The sequence below is a fragment of the Arthrobacter glacialis genome (assembly GCF_002909445.1).
Classification (GTDB): domain Bacteria; phylum Actinomycetota; class Actinomycetes; order Actinomycetales; family Micrococcaceae; genus Specibacter; species Specibacter glacialis.
Genome location: NZ_PPXC01000003.1, coordinates 189,436 through 215,566, shown reverse-complemented (window position 1 = coordinate 215,566; position 26,131 = coordinate 189,436). Strand labels below are relative to the sequence as shown.

20 protein-coding genes and 1 pseudogene are annotated in these 26,131 nt (G+C 61.6%); 16 read left to right on the top strand and 5 right to left on the bottom strand.

Annotation, left to right across the window (positions count from 1 at the left end; genetic code table 11):
• Positions 1–23: 23 nt before the first annotated feature.
• The 12 genes and pseudogenes from CVS27_RS04840 to CVS27_RS04785 all read left to right on the top strand — a co-directional run bounded on the left by CVS27_RS04840 (position 24) and on the right by CVS27_RS04785 (position 17,040).
• Complete coding sequence (locus CVS27_RS04840; protein ID WP_103464596.1) at positions 24–1,550, top strand: ABC transporter substrate-binding protein; 1,527 nt, start codon at positions 24–26, stop codon at positions 1,548–1,550.
• A gap of 98 nt (positions 1,551–1,648) precedes the next feature.
• Positions 1,649–2,590 (top strand): ABC transporter permease, encoded by a 942-nt coding sequence (locus tag CVS27_RS04835; protein ID WP_103464595.1) that lies wholly within the window; start codon positions 1,649–1,651, stop codon positions 2,588–2,590.
• A complete protein-coding gene (locus tag CVS27_RS04830; RefSeq protein ID WP_103464594.1) occupies positions 2,587–4,443 on the top strand; it encodes a dipeptide/oligopeptide/nickel ABC transporter permease/ATP-binding protein in 1,857 nt (618 codons plus the stop codon). The genes CVS27_RS04835 and CVS27_RS04830 overlap by 4 nt, the downstream gene beginning before the upstream one ends.
• Positions 4,444–4,487: 44 nt before the next feature.
• Positions 4,488–5,348, top strand: a complete 861-nt coding sequence (locus CVS27_RS04825; RefSeq protein ID WP_103464755.1) for an ATP-binding cassette domain-containing protein — start codon at positions 4,488–4,490, stop codon at positions 5,346–5,348.
• Between the two features lie 74 nt (positions 5,349–5,422).
• Positions 5,423–6,283, top strand: coding sequence for a sugar phosphate isomerase/epimerase family protein (locus tag CVS27_RS04820; protein ID WP_243399733.1), 861 nt, complete (start codon positions 5,423–5,425; stop codon positions 6,281–6,283).
• A 60-nt stretch (positions 6,284–6,343) separates the two neighbouring features.
• Complete coding sequence (locus CVS27_RS04815; protein WP_103464592.1) at positions 6,344–7,510, top strand: Gfo/Idh/MocA family protein; 1,167 nt, start codon at positions 6,344–6,346, stop codon at positions 7,508–7,510.
• 109 nt (positions 7,511–7,619) lie between these two features.
• Entirely contained in the window at positions 7,620–8,672 is a 1,053-nt protein-coding gene (locus tag CVS27_RS04810; RefSeq protein ID WP_103464591.1) for a LacI family DNA-binding transcriptional regulator, read from the top strand.
• A 74-nt stretch (positions 8,673–8,746) separates the two neighbouring features.
• Positions 8,747–10,204 (top strand): glucuronate isomerase, encoded by a 1,458-nt coding sequence (uxaC, locus tag CVS27_RS04805; RefSeq protein WP_103464590.1) that lies wholly within the window; start codon positions 8,747–8,749, stop codon positions 10,202–10,204.
• Positions 10,205–10,248: 44 nt separating this feature from the next.
• A complete protein-coding gene (locus CVS27_RS04800; RefSeq protein ID WP_243400070.1) occupies positions 10,249–11,673 on the top strand; it encodes a mannitol dehydrogenase family protein in 1,425 nt (474 codons plus the stop codon).
• 344 nt (positions 11,674–12,017) lie between these two features.
• The gene (gene uidB / locus CVS27_RS04795) at positions 12,018–13,439 is read left to right on the top strand and encodes a glucuronide transporter (RefSeq protein ID WP_103464589.1); all 1,422 of its coding nucleotides are present in this window, start codon (positions 12,018–12,020) and stop codon (positions 13,437–13,439) included.
• A 71-nt stretch (positions 13,440–13,510) separates the two neighbouring features.
• Positions 13,511–14,740 (top strand): D-mannonate dehydratase ManD, encoded by a 1,230-nt coding sequence (gene manD, locus CVS27_RS04790; RefSeq protein ID WP_103464588.1) that lies wholly within the window; start codon positions 13,511–13,513, stop codon positions 14,738–14,740.
• Between the two features lie 41 nt (positions 14,741–14,781).
• Positions 14,782–17,040 (top strand): annotated as a pseudogene (locus CVS27_RS04785) (gluconokinase, GntK/IdnK-type).
• A gap of 116 nt (positions 17,041–17,156) precedes the next feature.
• Here the strand turns inward: CVS27_RS04785 and manD (CVS27_RS04780) are convergent.
• From manD (CVS27_RS04780) to CVS27_RS04760, 5 genes are all read right to left on the bottom strand, one after another.
• Positions 17,157–18,383: a D-mannonate dehydratase ManD gene (gene manD, locus CVS27_RS04780; protein WP_103464587.1), complete on the bottom strand. Its 1,227-nt coding sequence runs from the start codon at positions 18,381–18,383 to the stop codon at positions 17,157–17,159.
• A gap of 73 nt (positions 18,384–18,456) precedes the next feature.
• Positions 18,457–19,278, bottom strand: a complete 822-nt coding sequence (locus CVS27_RS04775) for a carbohydrate ABC transporter permease (RefSeq protein ID WP_103464586.1) — start codon at positions 19,276–19,278, stop codon at positions 18,457–18,459.
• The gene (locus CVS27_RS04770; protein ID WP_103464585.1) at positions 19,278–20,228 is read right to left on the bottom strand and encodes a carbohydrate ABC transporter permease; all 951 of its coding nucleotides are present in this window, start codon (positions 20,226–20,228) and stop codon (positions 19,278–19,280) included. The genes CVS27_RS04775 and CVS27_RS04770 overlap by 1 nt, the downstream gene beginning before the upstream one ends.
• Positions 20,218–21,576: a sugar ABC transporter substrate-binding protein gene (locus tag CVS27_RS04765; RefSeq protein ID WP_165788087.1), complete on the bottom strand. Its 1,359-nt coding sequence runs from the start codon at positions 21,574–21,576 to the stop codon at positions 20,218–20,220. The genes CVS27_RS04770 and CVS27_RS04765 overlap by 11 nt, the downstream gene beginning before the upstream one ends.
• A gap of 38 nt (positions 21,577–21,614) precedes the next feature.
• The gene (locus CVS27_RS04760) at positions 21,615–22,676 is read right to left on the bottom strand and encodes a zinc-dependent alcohol dehydrogenase (RefSeq protein WP_103464583.1); all 1,062 of its coding nucleotides are present in this window, start codon (positions 22,674–22,676) and stop codon (positions 21,615–21,617) included.
• Positions 22,677–22,813: 137 nt separating this feature from the next.
• On the opposite strand from CVS27_RS04760, the gene CVS27_RS04755 reads away from it, so the two are divergent.
• The 4 genes from CVS27_RS04755 (at position 22,814) to CVS27_RS04740 (ending at position 25,840) form a co-directional block, all read left to right on the top strand.
• A complete protein-coding gene (locus CVS27_RS04755) occupies positions 22,814–23,587 on the top strand; it encodes a FadR/GntR family transcriptional regulator (RefSeq protein ID WP_133162875.1) in 774 nt (257 codons plus the stop codon).
• A gap of 490 nt (positions 23,588–24,077) precedes the next feature.
• Positions 24,078–24,629: a gluconokinase gene (locus CVS27_RS04750; RefSeq protein ID WP_103464581.1), complete on the top strand. Its 552-nt coding sequence runs from the start codon at positions 24,078–24,080 to the stop codon at positions 24,627–24,629.
• On the top strand, positions 24,613–25,122 hold the full coding sequence (gene soxR, locus CVS27_RS04745; protein WP_103464580.1) for a redox-sensitive transcriptional activator SoxR: 510 nt from the start codon (positions 24,613–24,615) through the stop codon (positions 25,120–25,122). The genes CVS27_RS04750 and soxR overlap by 17 nt, the downstream gene beginning before the upstream one ends.
• Positions 25,123–25,309: 187 nt before the next feature.
• Positions 25,310–25,840 carry a flavin reductase family protein gene (locus CVS27_RS04740; protein ID WP_243400055.1) on the top strand — a complete coding sequence of 177 codons (531 nt, stop codon included), beginning with the start codon at positions 25,310–25,312 and terminating at the stop codon, positions 25,838–25,840.
• Positions 25,841–26,131 lie beyond the last annotated feature (291 nt).

Here is a 26,131-nt window from a genome sequence, read left to right as displayed (position 1 = left end):
TCTTTATGAACAAGGAGCCAACAATGAAGTTTGGTCCAAAATCCACAGTCGTGGCAGTTCTTACTGCTTCTGCGCTTGCCCTGACCGCCTGCGGCGGCGGCAGCAATAACGGCGGCGGCGCCGACGCAGCTGCCACGGCACTCACCCTCGGCACGCTTAATGATGTCCGTTCCTGGGATCCTGCCCAGGCACACGTGGGACACCTGCTTCAGCCCTATCAGGCCGTCTACGACTCCTTGCTGCTGCGTGAACCTGACGGCAAGCTGAGCCCCATGCTGGCTACGGCGTGGAAGTATAACGACACCAACACTGTGCTGACAGTGGACCTGCGTACGGACGTCACGTTCAGCGACGGCGCCAAGTTCGACGCAGCGGCGGCCAAGGCCAATCTTGATCACTTCAAGAAAGCCAACGGCCCGCAGATGCCCCAGCTCACGGCCGTTTCGGAGGTGAAGGTCGTTGACGCTGACACCGTCGAACTCAACCTCGCTTCCCCGGATCCGTCTTTGGAGTACTACCTCAGCCAGGCGGCCGGCCTGATGGGAAGCCCCAAGGCGCTGGAAACTGAAGGCATCAAGACGGAGCCCGTTGGCAGCGGTCCGTACGTCATGGACAAAGCATCTTCCGTCAAGGATTCGCAGACCGTTTTCAATGCCCGCGAAGGCTACTGGAACAAGGACCTGCAGAAGTACACCAAACTGACTTTCAAGATCCTCGCCGACCTGACGGCCCGTACGAACGCCCTGGTCTCCGGGCAGGTGGATGCCACCCTCCTGGACCCCAAGACGGGAAAGCAGGCTGAGGGTGCCAAAATGATCTTGGCCTCGAACGAGGTTGACTGGCAGGGGTTCCTGCTCCTGGACCGCGATGGCACCAAGAATCCGGCCTTGAAGGATGTTCGTGTCCGCCAAGCCATCAACTACGCGTTTGACCGCAAGACCATTCTTGACCAGGTGCTTTTGGGCCAGGGTACGCCCACCTCGCAGCCCTTCGGCAAGGCAAGTGGAGCATGGGTTGAGGATCTTGAGAACAAGTACCCTTACGACCCGGCTAAGGCCAAGGCTTTGCTGAAAGAAGCCGGATTCGAATCCGGAGTGACACTGGATGTGCCGACGTACTCGGGCATCGAGTCACTTCTGGCGGTACTGAAGCAACAGCTGGCTGATGTTGGCATTACTTTGAACATTGGTGCGGCCCTGGCGAATACCTTCACCAGCGATGTCGCCTCACAGAAGTACACCAGCCTCTACTTCCAGTTGTTCCAAGGTGAGCCGTGGGTTGCCATTAACCAGATGGTTTCCACTAAGGCGCTGTACAACCCGTTCAAGAACACCACCCCTGAGCTGCAGGCCAAGATCGATGCCGTCCAAACAGCTGGGACGGAGGCCGGAAAGGCCGCGCAGGAAGTCAACAAGTACGTCGTCGACCAGGCTTGGTTCGCCCCGCTGTTCAGGATCAATCAGATGTACTACCACAACGACAAGGTCAATGTTGAGCCCCAGGTTCAGCAAGCAGTCCCGTCGATCTACAACTACTCCCCGGCCAAGTAATCCCAGCCAAGTAGCCTTCCAGTTCCGGCGCCCCGCCCTGTTAGGGGGAGAGGCGCCGGAACGAGGTAGCCAAACATGCCAGTTCAACGGAGCCAGCAATGATCACATTCATCCTCAAGCGCCTCGGTAGCGGACTTGTAGTCCTGCTCACTGTCTCGGTCCTTACCTTCGTCCTACTTTATGCTTCCAGCGGCAGCATTGCCCGCAACATTCTCGGAGACCAGGCAACGCCGGAGCAGCTGTTGGTCAAGGAAGCTGAACTTGGGCTAGACCAGCCACTCTTCGTCCGCTACTTTAGTTGGCTGACCCACGCACTGCGCGGTGATCTTGGTGCTTCCTGGTTTAGTTCAGAACCGGTCACCAACTCACTTGCCACCCGCATTCCGGTCACGATGACCATGGTGATCACCGCCATGATCCTGATTGCCGTCATAGCCACCCTCATTGGCGTCGCTGCTGCCGTCAAACGTGGCTGGGTGGACCGGGTGGTTCAAGTCGGTGCGATCATTGGTGACTCCATTCCCGGGTTCGTCATCGGCGTTATCCTGGTGACGGTATTGGCCATTCAGGCGGGGCTATTCCCCGCCACCAGCACCATTTCGCCAGGGGCTCCGCTCAACGCATGGGTGATGTCCATGACGCTTCCGGTGATCGCGTTGTTGATCAATGGTGTGACAGGCGGTGCACAGCAAATCCGCAGCGCCGTCATCAAACAGCTCGAACGCGATTACGTCCGCACGCTCCGAAGCCGCGGCATTGGCGAACGCGAGATCCTCTTCAAGCACGTACTGCGCAGTGCCGCGCCGGCCGGGCTAACAGTGCTCAGCCTCCAACTGATCGGCATGCTTGGCGGTGTGGTCATTCTCGAATCGATCTTTGCCTTGCCAGGCATGGGCCCGCTCGCCGTCACCGCAACAGCTCAGAGTGACCTGCCCGTGGTGATGGGCATCGTTATGTACACCGTCGTCGTTGTGATTGTGGTCAACCTGCTGGTGGACCTGCTCAACGGCTGGCTCAACCCGAAGGTGCGTGTCTCGTGACCGAGTCCGTCAATACCTCAGCCCTGACTCCTGCCCCCGGAACGCCAGGCCAGTCGGGGACCGTCGTTCGTTCAACGGTTCTCAAGCGACTGTTCAAGAATCCTCTCGGCATCGTTGCCATCGTCATTTTGTTGGGGATTGCTCTGCTAGCCGCTTTCGCCGACGTCCTGGCGCCCTTCGAGGAGAACTACGCCAATATCGCCAAGACCCTCGCGAGTCCGGATAGCGTCAATATTCTGGGCACCGACAGCGCCGGACGGGATATCTGGTCCCGGCTGCTCTTTGGTGCGCGGCTGACTTTGCTGTCCGCACTGCTTTGTGCAGGCGTGGCCGTGGCCATTGGCCTGCCTGCGGGCCTGATAGCGGGCTACTATGCCGGAAGATTTGAAGCAGTCTCCAACTGGGTGGTAAGCATCCTCATGAGCCTGCCTGGACTGATCGTCCTGCTCACGATCCGAGCTGCTTTCGGACCGTCGGTGTGGGTTTCCATGATCGCCTTCGGCGTTCTGATCAGCCCGGCCTATTTTCGCCTCACCAGGACGGCTGTCCAATCGGTGCGCAACGAACTTTACGTGGACGCTGCCCGAGTTTCGGGGCTTTCGGACCGCAGCATCATCGTCCGGCACATCTTCTCCGTGGTTCGAGCGCCTGTCATCATCCAGACGGCCGCCATTGCCGGGGTGGCCATCGCCATCCAGTCCGGACTCGAATTTCTTGGCCTGGGCGATCCCAGCAAGGCAACCTGGGGCGTCATGCTGAGCGAAGGCTTCAAGAATGTTTATCTCAAGCCCGAGTTGCTGTTCTGGCCATCCTTTGCAATGTCGCTCACCATTGGGGCGCTGGTCCTGCTCGGCAATGCCATCCGCGATGCCATGGAAGACGGCGAGAAGATCAAGCACCGCAAGAAGCCGGCCGACAAGGCCGCGACAGCGACATCCGGCCCAAGCCCCACTGTTACGCGGGCATCCCGCAAGGCTGTTGCCGCCGTCGAATCTGGAACAGAGCACCATCTGGTCAAGGTCACCAATCTCGGCGTTGGCTACCCTCAAGCTGATGGATCCATTAAGAAGGTGGTGGATGACGTTTCCTTCCACGTTGACCGTGGAGAAATTCTCGGGATCGTGGGGGAGTCCGGCTCCGGGAAGTCGCAGACTGCCTTCTCCATCCTGGGTTTGCTGCCGGACACTGCACGCATTGTGGGTGGGGCCATTCAATTTGATGGCGACTACACCGTGGCTCCGGGCGACGATACCGTTAATCAGGATCGGCTCTCCAAGCTGCGCGGCAAGCGGATCTCTTACATTCCGCAGGAACCCATGAGCAACCTGGACCCGGCCTTCACCATCGGCTACCAGCTGGTCACGCCCATGGTGCGCGTGCTGGGCATTTCCAAGGCTGAAGCAACCAATCGGGCGATGAAGTTGCTCTCCGATGTGGGAATCACCTACCCGGACCGGACCTTCAAGGCGTACCCCCATGAGGTGTCCGGTGGTATGGCCCAGAGGGTGCTTATCGCCGGTGCCATCAGTTGTGAGCCCGATTTGATCATCGCCGATGAGCCGACCACAGCACTTGACGTGACGGTGCAGGCGGACGTGTTGGATTTGATCCGGGACCTACAAAAGCGCCTGGGCGTCGGTGTCATCCTGGTTACCCACAACTTCGGCGTGGTGGCCGACCTGTGCGACCGCGTTGTGGTCATGCAGAACGGCCGACTGGTTGAAGAAGGCCCTGTGCGGGAGATCCTGCGCAATCCGGCCGACCCCTATACCCAGAAACTCCTGGGGTCCATGCTTGAAGGCAAGGAACCCATGACTATGCTCGTCGCGGCGGGCACGGAGGCAGCACAGTGAGCACTTTCCAGAACAGCGGCACGCTGGCAACGCCGGGGCAGAACCTGGACGGCAATCTGCTGAGCGTTGACTCACTGGTGGTCGAGTACCCCACCAAGCATTTCCGGGCCAAACCCTTCCGCGCCCTGACGGACATCAACATTTCCATCAAGGCGGGAGAGACCTTGGGCCTGGTGGGGGAGTCCGGTTCCGGCAAGACCACCTTGGGTCGAGCCGTGCTGGGGTTGGCGCCTGTTACCCAGGGCACCATCACGTTTGAGGGAAAAGACATCAGCCACGCCAGCCGCAAGGACCGCCGGGCCCTCAGCAGGGACCTGCAGGTTGTTTTCCAGGACCCCTACACGTCCCTGAACCCGGCCTTGGAAATCGGCGACATCCTCGCAGAACCGCTGAGCGTGCAGGGGAAATCGCCCACCGAGGCCAAACGTCGAGTTCGTGAACTGCTGGATCAGGTGGGCCTGCCGTCGGACGCCATCCACAGGCTTCCCCGGGAATTCAGTGGCGGCCAGCGCCAGCGCGTGGCGATCGCCCGTGCGCTGGCGCTGTCTCCGAAACTCATTGTGTGTGATGAGCCGGTCAGTGCCTTGGATCTTTCCACCCAGGCGGTGGTCCTTGACCTGTTCCTGCAGATCCAGCGGGACACGGGCGTCTCCTACCTGTTCGTCTCCCATGATCTGGACGTTGTGCGGCACATCAGCCACCGCGTTGCTGTCATGTACCGCGGGGAGATCGTTGAACAGGGAACTGCCGAGGTGGTCACCCGAACACCGGAACACCCCTACACGCAGCGACTTCTCCTGGCCTCACCCGTGCCGGATCCTGACCGGCAGGAAAAACGCCGGAAAGACAGGCACGAGCTGCTGAAAGCACAGCGGATCGAAGCCGCCGCCTCTGTGCCGGCCTAGCCGTCACGCAAGATTTTAAACGTCAAGTAAGTGCCGGACGGGGCATTCATGCCCCGTCCAACGAAAGGAATATCGTGGCAAAAATCGGTGTACAGGCAATGATGCTCAAGGACAGCTTTGCGGAAGCGGGCGCCTTTGAGACGCTCCGCAAAGTTAGCGAACTGGGCTACAACGCCGTCGAGATTTCCCAGATCCCCATGGACGAAAAAAACGTCGGCGAACTGGAAAAGGCGCAGACGGAGCTGGGCATGGATGTGGCTTCGCTGTCGGTCATGATGGAAAAGCCCGTGGGCCGCCCAGGGGAATCCCTCCAAGAAGACTTCGAGAAGATCGTCAACGATGCCAAGCGTCTTGACACAAACCTCGTACGGATCGGCATGTTGCCATTCGGAGCAATGACGTCGATCGACGCAGTCATTGAATTTGCCAAGGAAACCAACGGCTACGCCGAACGCCTGGCAGAGCACGGCATCAGCCTGTACTACCACAATCACCACATTGAGTTCGCGAAGTTTGATGGCAAGTACATGCTGGACATCATTAATGAAAACTCGCCCGCCATGGGCTTGGAAATCGATGTCCACTGGGTGCAGCGCGGCGGACTTGACCCCGTGCGGACACTTCAGAAGTATTCCGGCCGCACCGCCATGGTTCACCTGAAGGACTACCGGATTGGGCAAATGCCGGAGTCGGCCCTTGGCTACTTGGAAAGCGGTGACTTCGTGAACTTCATGACTGAGTTCAAGAACGTGGTCCAGTTCGCCGAGGTGGGCGAGGGCAACCTCGATTTCCCGTCCATCATTCCCGCAGCAGAAGCTGCTGGCGCCCAGTATCTGCTCGTTGAACAGGACGAACTGTACGGGCGCACCGTGTGGGAAGCCCTGGAAACCTCGCACCGCAACCTCACCACCATGGGCTTTGGCGATCTCTTCTGACGCTTAAGTCTCGATCAAGAAATTCACCCTGAATTACTGCAACGAAATGGAGCAACACCAGTGAGTAACAAAGTACGCCTGGGCATTATTGGCCTCGGCCAGCAGGGCGGCGCCTACGCCAAGTTCATCACCTCCGGGCTGGTCCCGAACATGGTTATTGGTGCCATCACGGACATCGACCCGGCCAAGCGTGAACTTGCCACGGAGACCTACCCCGACGTCAAGGTTTACGACGATTACTTGACCATGCTGGACAGTGGCGACGTGGACGCCGTCGTCACCTGTGTCCCGCACTACCTCCACCCCGAGATGGGCATGGAAACGCTCAAGCGCAACATCCACGCGCTCGTCGAAAAGCCTGCAGGCGTCTACACCAAACAGGTTGCCGAACTCAACGCATTTGCCGCGAGTAAGCCGGAACTGTCCTTTGCCATCATGTTCAACCAGCGCAACAACCCGCTGTACCAGCGCTTGAAGGAGATCGTCGACAACGGCGAGATCGGGAACATCTTGCGCACCAACTGGATCATCACCAACTGGTGGCGTCCCCAGGGCTACTACAACTCCAGCGAATGGCGTGCAACCTGGGGCGGCGAGGGCGGCGGCGTTCTGGTCAACCAGGCTCCGCACCAGTTGGACCTGTGGCAGTGGATCTGCGGCGTGCCGAAGTCTGTCTTTGCCAAGGTCTCGTACGGCTTCCGCCGCGACATTGCGGTTGAGGATGAGGTCACCGCGTTGGTTGATTACGGCAACGGCGCCACGGGCACGTTTGTCACGGCAACGCACGACATGATCGGCACCGACCGCTTCGAAATCTTGGGAGACCAGGGAAAGATCGTCGTGGAAGGCAGCAAGACCGCCACCGTGACGCGCCTGAAGAAGAAGGAACGCGAGATCAGCGAAAGCATGGGCCTGGACGATGTCCGCAAGTTGTTCATGGGCCAGCTGGACATGGACGAATACCGATCCACCGAGATCGTAGAGTTTGAGTCCGTCTGGGGCGCCCAGCACGCAGGGGTTCTGGAAAATTTCGCCGCCAACATCCTCGATGGAACACCGCTGCTGGCACCGGGTTCCGACGGTATCAAAGGCGTGCGCTTGGCCAACGCCATCCATCTCTCCAGTTGGAAGGGCGAAGAAGTGGGTCTCGACTTTGACGAAGACGAGTTCTTGAGGCTGCTCAATGACCGCATTCGTGAAGAAGGCAAGTACGCCGAACGCGCATAAGCGCCTTCACGGCGTCTAGCTTTCTCAACTGGCCAGTTCCGTCCCCTTCGACGGTGCTGGCCAGTTGTGCGTTAAGCTGGCAAGTGGCAACCAATTGCGGAGGAATGACTTGACTGACATAGACCAGACCGGCAACACGCCTCGGAGCGCTGTTCCCACCCTACGAGCAGGCAAGTCCTCGCCCACGATCTATGACATTGCTGAGCTTGCCGGCGTCAACCCGTCAACGGTGTCACGTGCCCTCAGCAAACCCGGCCGTGTCAGTGCCAAGACCGCGCAAAAGATCATGGATGCCGCTGAGCAACTGAACTATCAAGTCAACGTCTTTGCCCGCGCCTTGCCCACCGGGCGCACGCAAACCATAGGCCTGATCGTCTCCGACATCACCAACCCCGCGTTCTTTGACGTCATCCGCGGCGCTGAATCTGCCGCTTCCGCCAGGGACTACACCCTGATGCTGGCCGAGTCCGCGGAGTCTGCTGACTTGGAGCTGACAGCTGCCCGGCGCATGCTGGCCACTGTGGACGGTCTTATCCTTGCGAGCCCGCGTCTCTCCGATGAGGAAATTGCTTCATTGGCTGCAAAAAAGCCGGTGGTGGTCATCAACCGCAATGTTGACGGCGTACCCAGCGTCATTGCAGATGCCGATGCCGGGGTGAGTGACGCTGTTCGGCACTTGGCTGACATGGGTCACACAGAAATCTCATACGTAGCTGGGCCGGAACGGTCGTGGATGTCGGCTCGACGCTGGGAGAGCATCAAGGCGCGGTGTGACTGGCATGGCATAATGGCCGCAGTGGTGGCTTCCAGCCAGCCAACGGTCGACGGCGGCCGCCGCGCCGCTGCTACGGTGCGGGCTGGCACGGCCACGGCCGTCATTTGCTACAACGATCTGATGGCCATTGGTCTCATGCGGGAGCTTCAGGCTGCCGGCCTGGAGATTCCCAATGACTTGAGCATCATGGGCTTCGACAATATTTTTGGTTCTGATTTCACGACCCCGCCACTATCCACCATTAAATCGCCCCTCGGTGAGCTGGGTGCGGCGGCCCTCCAGCACGTCTTGGCTGCACTTGATCACGCAGACGCGGCCCCAACGCTTCCGGCCCTGCCAACCGAGCTGGTTTTGCGTGGCTCCACGGGACGTGTCAAGGGCTCCTGAACGTCCAGGGAACTGTTGTGGCAATATTTGGCAACCGGTTGACAAAGTGGGTAAATTACATGGACGATTGACCTATGTCACATTTCCCTTCATCAACAGAGACCACTTCCGAGGCGCCTGCCGCGACATCGTTGTCACCGGCCGCCGATCCCGACCGGCTGCTGCCCGCCGATCCCGGCACCCGCGCCATCGCCCGGGAGCTGCTGGCCCGCGTTGAAGACCTCCCCATCATTTCCCCGCATGGCCACGTTGACGCCGCCATGCTGGAACTGGACACCCCATTCCCTGATCCGGCAACGTTGCTGGTTAGCCCGGACCACTACGTCACCAGGCTCATTCACGCCAGCGGGGTCCCCCTGGAAAACTTGCGTGTGGGCGGCACTTCGGCCGTGGAACCCAGGGAGACCTGGCGCGAGTTCGCCAAGGCCTGGCCGCTCTTTGACGGTACGGCCTCAGGCTACTGGATGCGCGATTCCTTTGAGCACGTCTTTGGCCTGAGCCGCGAGGTCAATGCCGAGAATGCCGACGCGCTCTTTGATGAGCTCGATGCCAAGCTCAAGAGCCCGGCATTCCGGCCCCGCCAGCTGTTCAAGGACTTCAATATTGAGGTACTGGCCACCACCGATGACCCGCTGGATGACTTGGCTGCCCACGCCGCGATCGCCAAGGACCCCAGTTTCACGGGCAGGGTTCTGCCCACGTTCCGTCCCGACGCCTACATCAAGTTTGCCGCCGCCGGCTGGGCCGAGCGCGTGGAGAAGCTCATCAGTGTCGCCGGCGACGGCCTCACCGGCTATGCCGGCTACATCCGCGCCCTGGAAAACCGCCGACAATATTTTGTGGAGCACGGTGCCGTCTCCGCAGACCATGGGGTTCGCACGGCACGGACCTTGCGCCTGGACACCACCACCGCTGAGGCCTTGTTTGAAAAGGCCCGCCGCGGCGAAGCAACGGCCGTTGACGCCGACGTTTTCGAAGCCCACATGACCTACCAGATGGCCCGCATGTCAGTGGCCGACGGCCTGGTCATGACCATCCACCCCGGTGTCTTCCGCAACCACCACACCGAATCGTTCAACAAGTTCGGCGCCGACACCGGCCATGACATCCCCTTTGCCGTCAGCTACACCGAGGCGCTGCGCCCCATGCTGGAGGACTTCGGCACGGCGCCGGGGTTCCACTTCATCCCCTTCACGATCGATGAGACTGCCTTCTCCCGTGAAATCGCCCCGCTGGCAGGGTTCTACCCGTCGGTCTTCATAGGCGCCCCGTGGTGGTTCCTTGATGCACCCGACGCCATGCTGCGCTTCCGCGGCGCCGTCACCGAGACCGCAGGTTTCTCGCGTTCTTCGGGGTTCATTGACGACACCCGCGCCTTCTGCTCCATCCCGGCCCGCCACAACACCTCACGCCGCATTGAGGCTGCCTTCCTGGCCCGCCTGGTGGCTGAAAGCCGGGTTGGCGAAGCCCGCGCCCATCAGATCATCGTCGACATTGTTGACGCCGCCCCCCGCCGCGCGTTCAAGCTGTGAGCACCTCAATGACCACCAGCCAGGAAACGGAAACCAGTCCCGCCATGACAGCAGTCAAGCCCCTGAACCGCAGCAACGCCGCCGCGGCACCGCCCGCCCCCGTGCGTATTGTCCATTTGGGTCTCGGTGCCTTCCATCGCGCCCACCAGGCGTGGTACACCCAGCATGCAAGCGACGGTGCGCAATGGGGAATTGCGGCGTTCACCGGCCGCCGCCCCGACGCGGCCACTGCACTGTCCGCCCAGGACGGTCTCTACACCTTGATCGAACGCGGTGGCAGTGGCGACAAGTTTGAGCTCATGACCTCCATCGTGGAAGCTCACGACGGCGCCGATGTAGCAGCGCTTTCCCGTCTGGTTGCAGCTCAGGCCACGGCCTTGGTCACCCTGACCATCACCGAGGCAGCCTACAACTTGGCGGCCGACGGCTCCTTGGACCTGTCAAACCCGGCAGTCCAGGACGACATTGATGTCCTGCGCACACTCACGGCCGGTGGCCAGGGCGACGCCGCCACCGTGACAGCTGCCGGCCGTCTCGTCCAGGCCCTGGCAGCGCGCCGCAGCGCCGGCACGGGCCCCATCGCCGTGGTCTCGTGCGACAACCTGGCCAACAATGCGATTGCCGCGCGCGCCGCCATTGGTGGCCTGGCCGACGTCGTAGATCCCGGCTTGGGTGCATGGATTGCCGAAAATGTCAGTTTTGTGGGCACCTCGATTGACAGGATCACCCCGCGCACCACCGACGCCGAAATCGCGTTGGTTGCGGCGGAGTGTGGCTACGTGGACTCCTCGCCCGTGGTGACCGAACCCTTCAGCGACTGGGTTCTCAGCGGTGATTTCCCCGCCGGGCGCCCGGATTGGGCCAGCGCAGGAGCTGTGTTTGTGGACGAGATTGAGCACTTTGAGAACCGCAAGCTGTGGTTGCTCAATGGCTCACACTCCCTCATGGCCTACGCCGGTCAGCTCAAGGGACACACCACCGTGGCGGAAGCCTTGGCTGACCCTGTGTGCGCTGCCTGGATCACCGAATTCTGGGACGAGGCCCAGGCGAACCTGCCAGCCGAGGGCCTGGCCATTCCTGCCTACCGTGCTGCACTGTTGGAGCGGTTCGGCAATGCCCGGATAGCCCACCACCTGGCCCAGATCGCCATGGACGGATCCAGCAAGCTGCGCATGCGTGCCGTGCCGGTGTTGAAGGCCGAGCTGGCTGCCGGGCATTCCGGCACCGGTGCTGCCAGGATGATCGCCGCATGGGTGGCTTTCCTGCGACGAGCTCACCAAAGTGCAGCGACCATTGCGGATTCTGCCGCAACCGAGCTGGTGGCGGCGTTGAAGCTGGACTCCGGGGCGGATCTCGTGGCCCTGATGGCCATTCTGGATGCGCAGCTGGCAGGCGATGCAGCGGCTGTTGCTGCCGTGACGGTCCTGGCGGATGGCTTTGCCGCTGAGGATGGCGCGGCGCAGGGATAGCTTCCAGCAAGCCGCTTCAAGCCACCGTGAACGGGCAGTAGTTGTTGATGTTCTCGCCCAACATCAACAACTACTGCCCGTTCGGCTTAAGGGGATGGGGTGGTGGCGGCGCGGAGGGGATATGAGAAATTAAAGAAAATGTTGGCAAGCGGTTGCCATTTGTTGTCTTAGCTGGTTAACTGGTGGGTAATACAGCTCACACGCCGGCGTACAAGCTGCGGCAGGCACCCCCGCGGGGATGGCCCCGCAGCGGTCCACCGAAGGGCCATCTGGGACCGGCGAAATGGGAATTGTCCGGCGCAGCACACCTGCGCAGGATTTGGGTAAAGGAGCCCGCATTGACCATGACACAAAAGCAATCCAGCCAGAGCGCGGAAGCGCCGGCCACGGGCGTGCTGTCCAAGATCAGCGTTTTGGGGTACGGCGCCGGTGACGCCGCCAACAACCTCGCCTTCACCACGGCCACCATGTTCTTGTTGCTCTACTACACAGACGTAGCAGGCATCAGCGCAGCCGCAGCCGGCACCCTGCTGCTCGTGGTGCGAATCTTTGACGCCTTCGCGGACATCTTCGCCGGACGCATGGTGGACAAGACTTATCACAAGAAGCTCGGCAAGTTCCGCCCCTACATCATGTTCGGGTCCGTGCCGCTGCTGCTGCTCAGCGTTGCCACCTTCTCCATCCCCCAGATCGGGGAATCGGGCATGTTGCTGTGGGCCTACCTCAGCTACGCACTGCTTGGCCTGGCTTACAGCTTCGTCAACATCCCCTACGGATCTCTCGCCGGGGCCATGACCCAAAATTCCGGTGAACGCGCCAAGTTGGCCAGCGCCCGCACCATCGGCGCCGTCGCGGTCGGCTCCTTCCTGGGCATCTTCATCGCCCCGCTGATGAAGGGCGGGGAGAACTTGCAGCCGCTGTTCACCACCTTGACCATCATCTTCGCCGTCGTGGGCACCGGGCTGTACATGTTCACTGTTTTCACCACCAAGGAACGCGTGGTCCGAGAGGTCTCCAAGGTTTCGATGAAGCAGAGCATCGCCACGCTCAAGGGCAACAAGCCCCTGTTGCTGCTGTGCATCAGCTCCTTCCTGTTCCTGACCGGCCAGCTGGCTCTTGGTACTGTCCAGATCTACTACTTCCGCGACGTTCTGCACAATCTGGGCCTCTATGCTGTGATGTCCATCATCAACATCTTCCTCACCTTTGGCATGGCAGCCATCCTGCCGCGACTGGTGCGGGCCGCCGGCAAGAAGAACATCTACATGGGTGGCGCACTGTTCATGGCCATCGGTGGAATCACCGTGTTCCTCGCACCCAGCTCCATGGTCTGGCTTGCCTTCACCGGCGTCATCATCACGCAGGTGGGCCTGCTGCTGGTCAGCATGCTGGTATGGGCCCTCGAAGCTGACACCGTTGAATACGGCGAGTGGAAGACAGGCATCCGCACCGAAGGAATCACGTATGCGTTGTTCTCCTTCACCCGCAAGACCGGCCAGGCCGTTGGTGGCGCGCTAGCCGCCTTCGCTCTCGCCTGGGGTGGTTACACCGCCGGTGCCGCCCAGCAAACAGAGCAGGCAATCCTGGGCATCCGCGCCGGTGCCGGCCTGCTGCCGATGGTATTCGCGCTCCTGGCGCTGCTCGTCATGGTTATCTACCCCCTGACGGATGCCAAGCACAAGGAAATCGTCGCCGACATTTCAGCTCGCAGGGCTGCGCGCCTCGCAGCCGCCCTTGATCAGCGGGATACCGACGAAAACTCGTAGCGACAAAGAAATTCTCCTCCTGCAACACCCGCAATTCGCCCTTATCAATCCATTTTGGAAGGACTCCTTTCGTGAAAATCATCTCCGCAGAAGTATTTGTCACCAGCCCCAGCCGCAACTTTGTCACCTTGAAGGTCACCACCGATGAGGGTGTTGTGGGCATTGGTGATGCCACCCTCAACGGCCGCGAACTGGCCGTTGCAGCATACCTGAAGGAGCACGTTGCCCAGCTGCTGATTGGCAAGGACCCGCACCGGATTGAGGACACCTGGCAGTTCCTGTACCGCAGCTCCTACTGGCGCCGCGGCCCGGTCACCATGGCCGCGATTGCCGCCGTGGACATGGCACTGTGGGACATCAAGGGCAAGCTTGCCGGCATGCCGGTCTACCAGCTGCTCGGCGGTGCTTCACGCAACGGCCTGCGTGCCTACGGCCACGCCTCCGGTGCCGACATTCCCCAGCTCTTCGACTCCGTGCGTGAGCACCTGGAACTGGGCTACAAGTCCATCCGCATCCAGACAGCCATCCCCGGCATCAAGGCCGTGTACGGCGTTGCGGCTCAGGCGCAGGCTTCCGGTGAACGCTACGACTACGAGCCCGCCGGCCGCGGCGCCCACCCGCAGGAAGAGGACTGGGACACCCGCGCCTACCTGCGCCACCTGCCCACAGTCTTTGAGGCGGTCCGCAACGAGTTTGGCCCGGAAATCCCGCTGCTGCATGACGGACACCACCGCATGACCCCCATCCAGGCAGCCAAGCTGGGCAAGTCCCTGGAACCGTATGACCTGTACTGGTTGGAGGACTGCACCCCGGCGGAAAACCAGGAGGCACTGCGCCTGGTGCGCCAGCACACCACCACCCCGCTGGCCATTGGTGAAATCTTCAACACGGTCTATGACTACCAGACCATCATCAAGGAACAGCTCATTGACTACGTGCGCGCCGCCTCCACCCACTTCGGCGGTATCTCGCCGTTGAAGAAGGTCATGGACTTCGCCGCCCAGTACCAGATCAAGTCCGGCTTCCACGGTCCCACCGACATTTCCCCGATCGGTTTCGCCGCCCAGCTGCACGTGGGCCTGGCCATCCACAACTACGGCATCCAGGAGTACATGCAGCACTCGGATGCGACCAACGAAGTCTTCTCGCAGTCCATGACCTTCAAGGACGGCTACCTGCACCCCGGCGACGCCCCCGGCATCGGCGTCGAATTCAACGAGGAAGCCGCTGCGGCGTTCCCGTACCAGCAGGCCTACTTGCCGTACAACCGCCTGGTTGACGGAACGGTCCACGACTGGTGACCGACGCCTCAACAACAGCAGCACCGCAGCACATCGTGGTGATGGGAGTCTCCGGCTGCGGCAAGACGACGATCGGCGCCCTGGTGGCGCACGAGCTCGGCCTGCCGTTCATGGACGGGGACTCCCTGCACCCGGTGGAGAACATCGCCAAGATGGCTGCCGGCACACCCCTGAACGACGGCGACCGCGCACCCTGGTTGGAGATCGTCGGTGCGGAGCTGGCTGGCTCCGCCAACGGACTGGTGGTGGCCTGCTCGGCACTGAAGCGCAGTTACCGGGACACGATCAGGAGCCAGGCGCCCGGGGCGGTGTTTCTGCATCTGGACGGCACTCGGGAGGTGCTGGGTTCCCGCCTTGAGGGCCGTTCGGGCCATTTCATGCCGGCGGCGCTGCTGGAATCGCAGCTGGCTACGCTGGAACCGCTGGAAGCAGACGAGCGTGCCGTGGTGATTGACATTTCGGCGCCGGTCCCGGCCTTGGTGAGTGACGCCGTCGTACGTCTGCAACAAACTACCTAAAGACACAGAATTCAAAGCACGACGTCAGGAGAAGCAATGACCTACGCAGTGGATATGCGCAGCGCCCCGTTCAATTTGGACGACGCCGGCGTGGCATGGGTGGAGTCGACGATTGGGTCGATGACGCTCGAGGAAAAGATCGGCCAGCTGTTCATCAACCACAACAACAGTTACGCCCCCGAGTACCTCGATGAGGTGCTGGAGAACTTCCACGTGGGCGGCATGCGCTACCGGCCGGGGCCCTCCGGTGCTGTGCAGGAACATATCCGCCACGCACAGTCGAAGTCGAAAATCCCGCTGCTGATCGCCTCCAACCCGGAAATGGGCGGCGCCGGCAGCTGCGATGACGGCACCTTCGTGTCCACCCACCTGCAGGCAGGCTCGCACCCGGACAAGACCATTGCCCGCCAGATGGGCCAGGTGGCCGGTGTTGAAACGGCCGCCTTGGGCTGCAACTGGGCGTTCGCGCCGATCGTGGACATCCACTACAACTGGCGCAACACAGTTATCTCAACCCGCTCCTTCGGCAACACGCCCGAGGTGGTGGTTGAGCGGGCCAAGGAGTACTTCGACGGCATCAGCGAGTCAGCCACCGCGTGCGCCATGAAGCACTTCCCGGGCGACGGCATCGACGAGCGCGACCAGCATGTGGTCACCTCCTACAACACCCTCGGCTATGAGGAGTGGAACAAAACGTACGGGCACGTGTACCGCGAGATGATCGGGCACGGCGTGCAGTCGATCATGATCGGTCACATTGGTGCGCCGGAACTCTCCCGGCGCTTCCTGCCCGGCCTGGCCGACGCGGACATCCTGCCCGCCACGCTGGCCCCGGAATTGCTCGGTGGCCTGCTGCGCGGCGAGCTGGGCTTCAACGGCCTGATCCTCACCGACGCCTCCCAGATGATCGGCATGACGCAGGCCATGAAGCGCCGCGATCAGGTGCCTGCGGCCATCGCCGCAGGTTGCGACATGTTCTTGTTCTTCCGCAACCCGGAAGAAGACTTTGGCTTCATGCTCGATGGCTACCGCAACGGCGTCATCACCGAGGAACGGCTGACGGACGCGCTGCGCCGCATCCTGGCCCTGAAGGCGTCCCTGGGTTTGCATGTCAAGGACCGTGGATCCCTGGTCCCGCCGGTGGAGGCGCTGTCCGTGATCGGTTCCGCCGAGCACCGGGCCATAGCCGCCGAGATCGCCGACAAGACAGTCACCTTGGTCAAGGACACTCAAAGCAACCTGCCGCTGACCCCGGACACGCACAAGAAGATCCGCCTGTACGGGATTTCCGGCGGTTCGGACTTCACCATGGCGGACCCGCTGGGCTACCTGGATGTGGTGGCCGAGGAACTGGAGCGGGTGGGTTTTGAAGTTCACATCTTCAAGACCGCCGACCAGCGCAAGGCGGCCGGGGAGGAGGGCGTGAACTTCATGTCAGTCATCTCCGAGGAGGGCACTGCGGATTACCCGGAGAAGTACGACGCCGCCTTCGTGTTCGCCAATGTGAAGGGATTTGCCCAGGAAGCGGCCATTCGGATCAAGTGGTCCACCCCGATGGCCGCGGAGATCCCGTGGTACGTCACCGAGGTGCCCACCGTGTTTGTCTCGCTCAACCAGCCCAACCACCTGATCGACGTGCCGATGGTCAAGACCGCCATCCACGCCCACGCCGACACCCGCGAAGCCATCCGGGTGACAGTGGAGAAGATCCAGGGCCTCTCCGAGTTCCAGGGCACGTTCAACGAGAACGTGTTCTGCAATTCCTTCGACACCCGGCTCTAGAACCCTGCACGACGGCGCCGGCCCACCGCCGTCGTGCAGGCTCGCCCAGGCGTGAGAAAAAGCAGGCCGCCTGCCATCCGGTTTCCCGAGTGGCAGGCGGCCTGCTTTTTTGCCTGTTACCAGTCGTGGACTGTTCCGTCCAGCAAACGGTTGACGGGCAAGTACGCCGGTGTGTAATCGAACGTGTTGGCCAATTCGTCGTTGTAGTCAACGCCGAGTCCCGGGTTGTTGCCAGGGTGCAGCAGGCCGTCGGTGAAGGTGTAGCTGGTCTGGAACACTTCCAGGGTTTCGGCGGAGTGCTTCATGTACTCCTGGATGCCAAAGTTGTGGATGGCCATGCCCAAGTGGAGCTGGGCAGCCTGGCCCACAGGGGAAATGTCGGTGGGGCCGTGGAAGCCTGACTTGATCTGGTAGATCGCGGCGAAGTCCATGATCTTGCGCAGTGCGCTGATCCCGCCGGTGTGGGTCACCGCCGAGCGAACGTAGTCGATGAGCTGTTCGGTGATCAGCGTCTGGTAGTCGTGGACGGTGTTGAAGACCTCGCCAATGGCCAGCGGCGTTGTGGTTTGGGAGCGAACCCGGCGCAACCCCTCCTGGTTCTCGCCGGGTGTGCAGTCCTCCAGCCAGAACAAGTCATACGGTTCCAACGACTTGCCCAATGAGGCCGCCTGGTTGGGGGTCATGCGGTGGTGTCCGTCATGGAGCAGGATTAGTTCCGGCCCAAACTCTTTACGCACTGCAGCGAACACCGTGGGGACGTGGCGCAGGTACGCGCGGGTGTCCCAGGTTTCCTCCGCCGGCAGCGGAAGGCGTTTGGCCGGTTCGTAGTCATAGCGTTCCCCCGGACGCTGGTCGCCGGCGACGCCATAGATCTGGCCCAGGCCCGGGACGCCGGTCTGGACGCGAATGGCCTTGAATCCCTGGTCCAGGTGGTTGCGGATGGAGGTGAACAAGGACTCGGTGTCTGAGCCGGAGGCATGGCCATAAGCCAGGGCCCCGATGCGGGACGCGCCGCCGAGGAGCTGGTAGAGGGGGAGGCTGGCGATCTTGGCCTTGATGTCCCACAATGCCACGTCGACGGCGGCAATCGCGGCCATGGTGATGGGGCCGCGGCGCCAGTACGCGCCGCGGTAGAGGAACTGCCACATGTCCTCGATGTTGTGTTCGTCCTTGCCAATGAGCAGCGGCACAACGTGCTCCTTGAGATAGGCCACGGTGGCGAGTTCGCGCCCGTTCACTGTGGCATCGCCAAGTCCCACCACACCGTCGTCGGTGGTGATGCGCAAGGTGACAAAGTTGCGTCCGGGACTGGTAACCAGCACCTCGGCTGTACGAATGGTCAAAACAAACTCCTTTGGGTTAAGAGTGGCGAGGAGCCGGCCAAAAGGCTGACCCCTCGCCGTGGGATTGCTGGAACTAGCCCTTGAAGGCGCCCTCTGCTGCGCCCTGAACAACCCAGCGCTGGGAAATGTAGTAGACAACCAACACGGGGATGGCCGAAAGTACGGCTCCGGCCATGATGGGCCCGTATTGCTGGACGTCGCCGGTGCTCATATGCTGCAGTGCAACCGGGGCCGTCATGACGCCCTGGCCTTTGACAAATGTCAGCGCCAGGAAGAGCTCGCCCCACGCCATCATGAAGGCCAACGATGCTGCCGTGGCCAGGGCCGGTGCGGAGACAGGCAGCAGGATGCTGACAAGTGTGCGCATTTTGGATGCCCCGTCCAGCGACGCGGCTTCCTCCAGGTCCTGCGGGAAGTCCCTGAAGTGGCCCAGAATCAGCCACGTGCACAGTGGAACGGCAAACGTCAGGTAAACCAGCACCAAACCGGACAAGGTGTCGGCCAGACCCAAGTTGCCCACCACCACGCTGAGCGGGATGAACAGCAGAACCATGGGGGTCAGGTAGCTCATCAAGATCAGCTGGCTGGCCGCATTTCGGCCCGGAAACTTGAACCGGGCAATGGCATAGGCAGCCAGCACACCGAGAATCATGGCCAGCAAAGTGGTGGCCAGGGCAACGATGAGGCTGTTGCCAATGTTCACCAGGAACTTGTCGTTGACCAGCACCTTGACGTAGTTGTCCAGGCTCGTGCGATCGGGCAGCCACGACGGCGTCCGGTAGATCGCCGAGCGCGGCTTCAGCGAGACGATGATCATGTAGTAGACAGGCGGCACCACCAGGAGGGCAAGAAACGCCATGCCAAGAATGGTTGTCAGTCGGCCCTGCTTTTGCATCAGATCTCCTTCTTTCGGCGGCTGAGCAACATGATGAACAACGCCATGACCGGGAGTATCACCACGGCGTAGGCTGCGGCTTGTCCCAGTTGGCGGCTCTGCAGGCTCAGGAATGACAGGACCGGGAAGGTCATGGTGGTGGTGGACGGTCCGCCCTGGGTCATGAGCCAAATGTTTTCAAAGCCGTTGGCAGTCCAGATGGCGGAGATGACCGCCACCACGGCAACTGTGGAGCGAATTTGCGGGACCGTGATGTGGACGAACTGCTGCCAGGCTGAGGCGCCATCCATGCGGGCTGCTTCATACAGTTCCTTGGGAATGGTTTGCAGGGCGGCCAGGATGGAGATGGCCCAGAACGGGAAGCCGCGCCATACCGTTGCCAGTACCACTGAAACACGTGCCCATTCGGGGTCGCTGAGGAACGGGATGGGGCTGGTAAAGGTTTCCAGGGCCACGTTGATGGCACCGTACGGTGATTCAAACATCAGGCGCAGGCCCATGAAGGCGACGAATCCGGGCATCGCCCACGGCAGCATGACCAGCAGGCGCCACAGATTGCGCCCCGGCATGGGCCGGTTCAGGATCACTGCCACCACTGTGCCCAAGACCAGCTTGAGAATCAGTGACACGCCAACAATGAGGACAAGGTTTGCCGCTGCTGAGAGGAATCCGGAGTCGGTGACGAGCCGGGTGTAGTTGGCCAGCCCGATGAAAGTGCCGGGGGAGCCAACCATTCGGTCGGTGAAGCTGTACCAGATCGAAGAAATGGTGGGGTATCCGATGAGGATGACGATGACGGCTACTGCAGGCAGGACCAGCAGCAAACCCAGCCGGGCTTCCTTGCCAATAGCTGACGGCCGCCGGCCCTTGCTCCGTCGTGACGCGCCCGCAGGCCCTGCCGGAGCGTGTGCTCCGGCAGCGGCCGCTGCTTGTTCTATCTTAGCTTGCATGCTGGTTGTAAATTGTCTGGCAGGAAGCCTGCGCTTCGGCCATGGCTTTGTCGATGGAGATCTTATCCACCACTACCCGCTGGACCATCCTCGGGGTGGAGAAGGCGTTCTGGTAGTCGGAGTAGGAGGCGTTGGCGGTGTCCGGGAATGCCGGTGCGGTGCCCTTTTCTGCCTGTTCGAGCAAGCCAGCGTGGACAGGACTGTCGGTGAAAACGGGGTATTCCAGCTGCGATTTCAGCACGGGACCGTAGGTGGCATTTTCCATGAATCCGGCCATGTAGGTGTCATCGGCCAGGGTCGTGAACAGGTCTTGGGCGAGGGTCTTGCCGGCGTCGGAGGTGCTGGTGGGAACTACCCGGTAGCGCGGATCAACCGGGGCAACCTGGCCCTTGGGCCCGGCGGGAAGGGCTGAATAGGCGCTGGACTCGGCGAGGTCGGGATCGTCCTTCTTCATCGACTGGTAGACGCTGCCGGTGTTGACAATGAACAGCGATTCCCCGGAGGTGAAGGAGTTGTTGTCCCCTGCGCCATCCCAGGTGACGGACGACGGCGGGAACTGCCCGTCGTCGAAGGCGCCCTTGATCCAGCCCAGGAAGTTTGCCGTCTCGGGGCTGTTGATGGTGCACTGCTTGCCGGCGTCATCGGCGACGCGGCCGCCGAAGGACTGCATCATGGAGGTGGTCAGGTTTCCGTCAAGGACATTGGAGAGGGCAAAACCCATGCCGAAGGTCTTGGGCGGGTCCTGGGCGGCCTTTGACTGGGAGAGCAGCTCGTCCCAGGTCTTGGGCGGGGCGTCAAAGCCCTTTTCCTTGAGCACGTCGGCGCGGCTGAAGAGCACATTGCCGAAGAATCCGAAGGGAACGCCATAAATCTTATCGCCAAAGCTCGTGGCCTTGGTGGCGGCATCTATCGAGTCCAGCCAGCCGCCGTGGGCGTCGCCCACAGCTGTGTAGGCGTCCGGGACGGGTGAGAGCTGACCGCCCGTGGACATGGTTGACATCAAGTCATAGGGGACAGTCATGGCGCTGGGCAGTGACTTGGCTTCGATGGCTCCGGACGTCTGTTGGACAACCTCGTTTTGGTTGACCTTGACGATCTCGGTCTCGATGCCCAGGTTGTCACCCCAGGCCTTGATGCGGGCTGCTTCGAGGTCGTTGCTGGATTCCGGAAAGGTCAAGCCTATCCAGTAGGTAAACGGTCCCTTGAAGTCCTTCGCGGCCTGGGCCAGTTCGGGCGACGGTGTGCCGAGGCCCTCAGCGGCAACTGCGTCGTTGCCGCCCGTCTCGGCGGAACAACCCGTGGCCAACATTGCTAATACGGCGAGGACGCCGAGTCCTTTGATTTTCATGGAGTGACGCATCATTGTGTCCTTTTGCTCGTTGTGATCTAAAGAATGTTTTGCTTGGTGAAGTGAATGTGGACTTTCAGGGGCGGTCCGCCTTGGGTGGGCGGCTCAAACACCTCCCGGATCCGGTGGAAGGGAACGCGCTGTTCCACCAGCCAGGAGATGTCCGTTTTGTTCTCGCGCAGAAAGTCAAGGGCCGGCTTCAGTCCGCCGGCAAAACGCATCGTGGAGGTGACCCACGACTCCGCCTGGGAAATGTACTTGTAGGGAATTCCGGCTCCGGCGGGAAGATTGCCCACCAGCACCACCCGTCCCGTGCCGGGGCGGGCGGCCCGAAGCGCCAGTTCCACTCCGGCCGGGTGGCCGGAGGCATCGAAGACCACGTCGTAGTGGCTGCCGCCGTTGATGCCGGATTCTGCTTCTTCGATGGTGAGGGCAAGGTCCGCACCGTGTTCGACGGCGGCGCCGGCGCGGCGCTCGCTGACATCTGTGACAGTGACGGATGCGGCGCCCAGGCTCTTGGCCGCCAGGGCCGTCAATTGCCCAATGGCCCCTCCGCCAACAATGAGCACTGTTGCCCCCGCAACGGGGGTCTTCCTGACTGCGTGCAAGGCAACGGCCAGGGGTTCAAGCAGCGCCCCCTCCTCCAGGCTGACTCCATCAGGGAGGGGCAGCACATGTGTGGCCGGAACAGCGAGGTATTCCTGCAGGGCGCCGTCGCGGTGCGGGGTGACTGCTGCCGAGCCAAGGTATCGGGTGTGCGGGCACAGGTTGTCGAAGCCGCTGCGGCATTGCTCGCATGCTCCGCAGGCCAGGCTCGGGACCACTGCCACGGCTGTTCCCAGCGGGAGCCCGGCGACGCCGTCGCCCAATTCGGCAATGGTGCCGCTTGCCTCGTGACCCATGATGAAGGGCGCCTTGATGGTGTACGCCGCCGTGCCCTGAAAGTAGGCGGTGTCGGATCCACAAATGCCCACGGTGTGGATTTTCACCAGGACTTCGCCGGGCTCGGGGACGGGGCGGGGGTGGATCTTCAGGTGCAGCTCGCCGGGTGCGGTGAGCACTGCTGCGGTCTGGGTTTCGGTGGAGATGATAAGTGGCATGTGTCACAAGCTATACGACACCTATCTGCCTGTCAACCTATGTGACAGGTTGGATTTGCGTGGCTATGATTGGGTAGTGGAAGCAGTCCACACTCAATCAGCGCCGTTGCCACGGTGAGAAAATCCTAGGGGGATGCGTGCATACGCCATTGACTCGCACCAAGCTCAGCCTGCAGATTTTCGACGCCATGATTGCGCACATTGTGGACAATGACTTGCAGCCGGGCAGTGCCCTGCCGTCCACGGCGGCCCTGTGCGAGCAATTTGCCACGAGCCGACCAGTGGTTCGCGAAGCCCTCAGTGCCCTGGAGGCAGTGGGGCTGGTTGAGGTCCACAACGGGCGCAATGCCGTGGTCAAGGAACTTGACGGGCATTTGATCAAGCTTTTCCTCTCACGTGTACTCCACAACAACAAGCGCCCCCTGACGGACATGATGGATGTGCGGGTGCCGCTGGAGGTTCAGGCGGCACGGTTGGCGGCCGAACGCGCCACGGTTGAGGACTGCAGGATTCTGGAGGATCTGCTGCTGCAAATGGACGCGGCGCTTCTTGATACGGCAAACTACCCGGTCCTTGACATTGCCTTCCACCTTGCGATCGCACGGTCCACCGGAAACGGCGCACTGGAATGGTTCAGCGATGCCTTGCGGCATGAGCTGACAACCGTGATGGTGGAGGTGCGCCGCTACCGTGAAGTCAACGATTTGGTGGGCGACGAGCAGCAGCAGCACCGCAGGATCGCCGCGGCGATCCGCGCCGGTGATGTTGAGGGGGCGGAACTGGCCATGCGTGAACACATGAAATCATCCGAAGGCTACGTCCGCATGATCGAGGAATCCCTGCTTGAAGTGGGGGACGGGACCTTGCGGGACATTCTCGCGGCCCGGGCATCCGGGGCAAAGGGCCGCTAGTCAGGTGCCCCGGCCGCCAAAGCTATTTTCCGGGCACGACGGCTTTGGCTATGCGTCGCGCCAGGAGCCAGTGCGGCGCAGCTGTGACACTGGCGCCATGCCCGGTATCAGTAGCGCGCATGCCCAAAGTGGCCCAACTCCCAGGCTGGCGCATAAGGTGCCCAACCCACCCTATTCACGTATCAACGGGCCGCCGGCGCCTGAGCCTCACAAGGCGTCAAACCGACCGGCAGGTGAAGATGTGGTGGCATTATTGACCATGCTGGGTCAGCCCTGGCCGATGACTCAAGGATGGTTGCCAGCTTGAGGCGTGCATCGCCAGCCTGCAAGGCCAGCCACAAGTCACCTTTTAGGCAATGCCCTTGATGGGTGAAACGCCTCCGGGAACCGATAAATGCGGTATCAGGCCCGCCCTTCACAATTCCCGTCGTTGCCCGCTACGACAGAGCTTTTGGGACTATCCGCACACATGTTTGATATACAGGAAACTATGACTACATTCGATTCCGCGTCCGAATCTACCCCGTTGAACGCCGCTGCCCCGCAAGTGGTGGTTATGGGTGTGTCCGGCTCCGGCAAGAGCACCATTGGGGCCTTGGTGGCCGACGCCATGAATATCCCGTTCCTCGATGGTGATTCCCTGCACCCCCTGGCCAACATTCACAAGATGGCCGAGGGCACCCCGCTGACAGATGAGGACAGGTGGCCGTGGCTGGGGATTGTTGGTGATGAATTGGCCAGCGCCTCCGCCAAGGGCATGGTGATTGCGTGTTCGGCCCTTAAGCGCCGATACCGCGACGTCATCAGGGCCAAGGCGCCGGGGACGATTTTCCTGCATTTGGACGGTTCGATCGAGGTTCTCAGCGCGCGTTTGGAAGGGCGGTCGGGCCACTTCATGCCGCCGTCGCTGCTCGCGTCCCAGCTGGCTTCCTTGGAGCCGCTTGATACTGACGAGCGGGCAGTGGTCATTGATGTTGCCGCGGGCATTACGGCCATCCTGGTGGAGGCTGAGGCCGGCATCTTGCATGTCCTGGCCAGCTGATCCGGTCGCTTCTGTGCCCGTTGGCCCACTGACGGACGACGCCGGCCACCCCCTCGGTGCCGACGAAGAGCTAAGCGTTGGCCAGGTCGCCCAACGAGCCGGAGTCAACGTCTCGGCCCTGCATTTCTATGAGCGGCAAGGGCTGATCTTTTGCACCCGCACCGCGGGCAACCAGCGCCGCTACCAACGCTCGGTGCTGCGCCGGGTGGCAGTCATCAGGGCTGCCCAGCGGGCAGGGATTCCACTGGCGTTGATCGGCCAGGCCTTTGCTGAACTGCCGCGCAACGGTGTTCCCACTAGAACCGACTGGCAGCGGCTCTCCGCAGCTTGGCAGCACGAACTGGACGCCCGCATACTGGCTCTCGAGAAGCTGCGGGGCAGCCTAGGAGGCTGCATTGGGTGCGGTTGCTTGTCCTTGGCTGAATGCAGCTTCGTCAACCCGGGAGACCAAGTGGGCGGAGAAGGTCCCGGTGCCCGCGCTTTCGATGGCTAAACGGTCCGGCCACCGGGCAGCCAGGCGGCCACACGCCGTTGTCCACTCACAGCAGGCCCCTCACAACACGATGGTGCATGTGAGTGGGATCATGGCGGCCTGACTTGACCTCAACTAAGGTTGAGGTTTTAGAGTCAATGGTGGTTGGCCGAGGTGGCCGAACCGTTGCGAGAGGAATTCCTTGACAATGACTGTGCGTCCGGAAACGGTTCCGGCCCGTAATATGACGAGCGACTTTAAGAGTGCTTTTGGCGGACACCCCGCGGGCGTTGCCATTATTACCGCCGACTCCGGCACGGGACCCGTTGGCATCACAGCCTCGTCGGTGGCATCGGTGTCTGCTGAACCGGCCATTTTTGCCTTCTCGCTGGCCGCACAAACCGGATCCGCGGCCGCCATCGCCGTGGCGGATTCTGTCATGGTTCACCTGCTGAGCGCTGACGATCTGCACTTGGCCAAGATATTCGCCAGCCCCGTCACCGAGCGGTTCACCAACACCATGGACTGGACTGCCCTGGAAACCGGTGAACCCCTGCTGCGTCATGGCGGTTACGCTTTGAGAGCAAAAATCCTGACCCGCACCCAGGCCGGCAACTCCTTGTTGCTGGCTGCGCAAGTGCTCGAAGTTATTGCCCCCGCCAGCCCGGGCGCGCCGTTGGTGTACCACCAACGCAACTATCACGGCCTGGCCGGGCACACCATTTTGCCCAGTCAGTAGACGGCTGCCTGTAGGTACAACCCACAGGGCTGTCCGGGAGCGCTCATGTACACTGAAGAGCCTATGGAAAGTAAATCTAGGGGCCGGCGCAACGGCTTGATGGGCGCTTCATTACGCTCACGCAAGCCGCTTGGCAATGCCGGCAAATCCCTCACACGTGACCACAGTTCCTCTTCCTCGACAGCCCCTTGCGGAGCCACATTCTCCTGCGGAGCCACAGACTCCGGCGGAGCAACAGCGGCCGGCCCCGGCGCCGACCACCCTCCGCCGGCGAGCAACCCCCGCCTCAGC

Coding starts and splice junctions, on each gene's coding strand:
- CVS27_RS04750 (WP_103464581.1), top strand. CDS start 24,078: ATGACTACATTCGATTCCGCGTCCGAATCTACCCCGTTGAACGCCGCT.
- CVS27_RS04740 (WP_243400055.1), top strand. CDS start 25,310: ATGACTGTGCGTCCGGAAACGGTTCCGGCCCGTAATATGACGAGCGAC.
- uidB (WP_103464589.1), top strand. CDS start 12,018: ATGACACAAAAGCAATCCAGCCAGAGCGCGGAAGCGCCGGCCACGGGC.
- CVS27_RS04775 (WP_103464586.1), bottom strand. CDS start 19,278: ATGCAAAAGCAGGGCCGACTGACAACCATTCTTGGCATGGCGTTTCTT.
- CVS27_RS04760 (WP_103464583.1), bottom strand. CDS start 22,676: ATGCCACTTATCATCTCCACCGAAACCCAGACCGCAGCAGTGCTCACC.
- CVS27_RS04835 (WP_103464595.1), top strand. CDS start 1,649: ATGATCACATTCATCCTCAAGCGCCTCGGTAGCGGACTTGTAGTCCTG.
- soxR (WP_103464580.1), top strand. CDS start 24,613: ATGTCCTGGCCAGCTGATCCGGTCGCTTCTGTGCCCGTTGGCCCACTG.
- CVS27_RS04770 (WP_103464585.1), bottom strand. CDS start 20,228: ATGCAAGCTAAGATAGAACAAGCAGCGGCCGCTGCCGGAGCACACGCT.
- CVS27_RS04800 (WP_243400070.1), top strand. CDS start 10,249: ATGACAGCAGTCAAGCCCCTGAACCGCAGCAACGCCGCCGCGGCACCG.
- CVS27_RS04765 (WP_165788087.1), bottom strand. CDS start 21,576: ATGAAAATCAAAGGACTCGGCGTCCTCGCCGTATTAGCAATGTTGGCC.
- CVS27_RS04840 (WP_103464596.1), top strand. CDS start 24: ATGAAGTTTGGTCCAAAATCCACAGTCGTGGCAGTTCTTACTGCTTCT.
- uxaC (WP_103464590.1), top strand. CDS start 8,747: ATGTCACATTTCCCTTCATCAACAGAGACCACTTCCGAGGCGCCTGCC.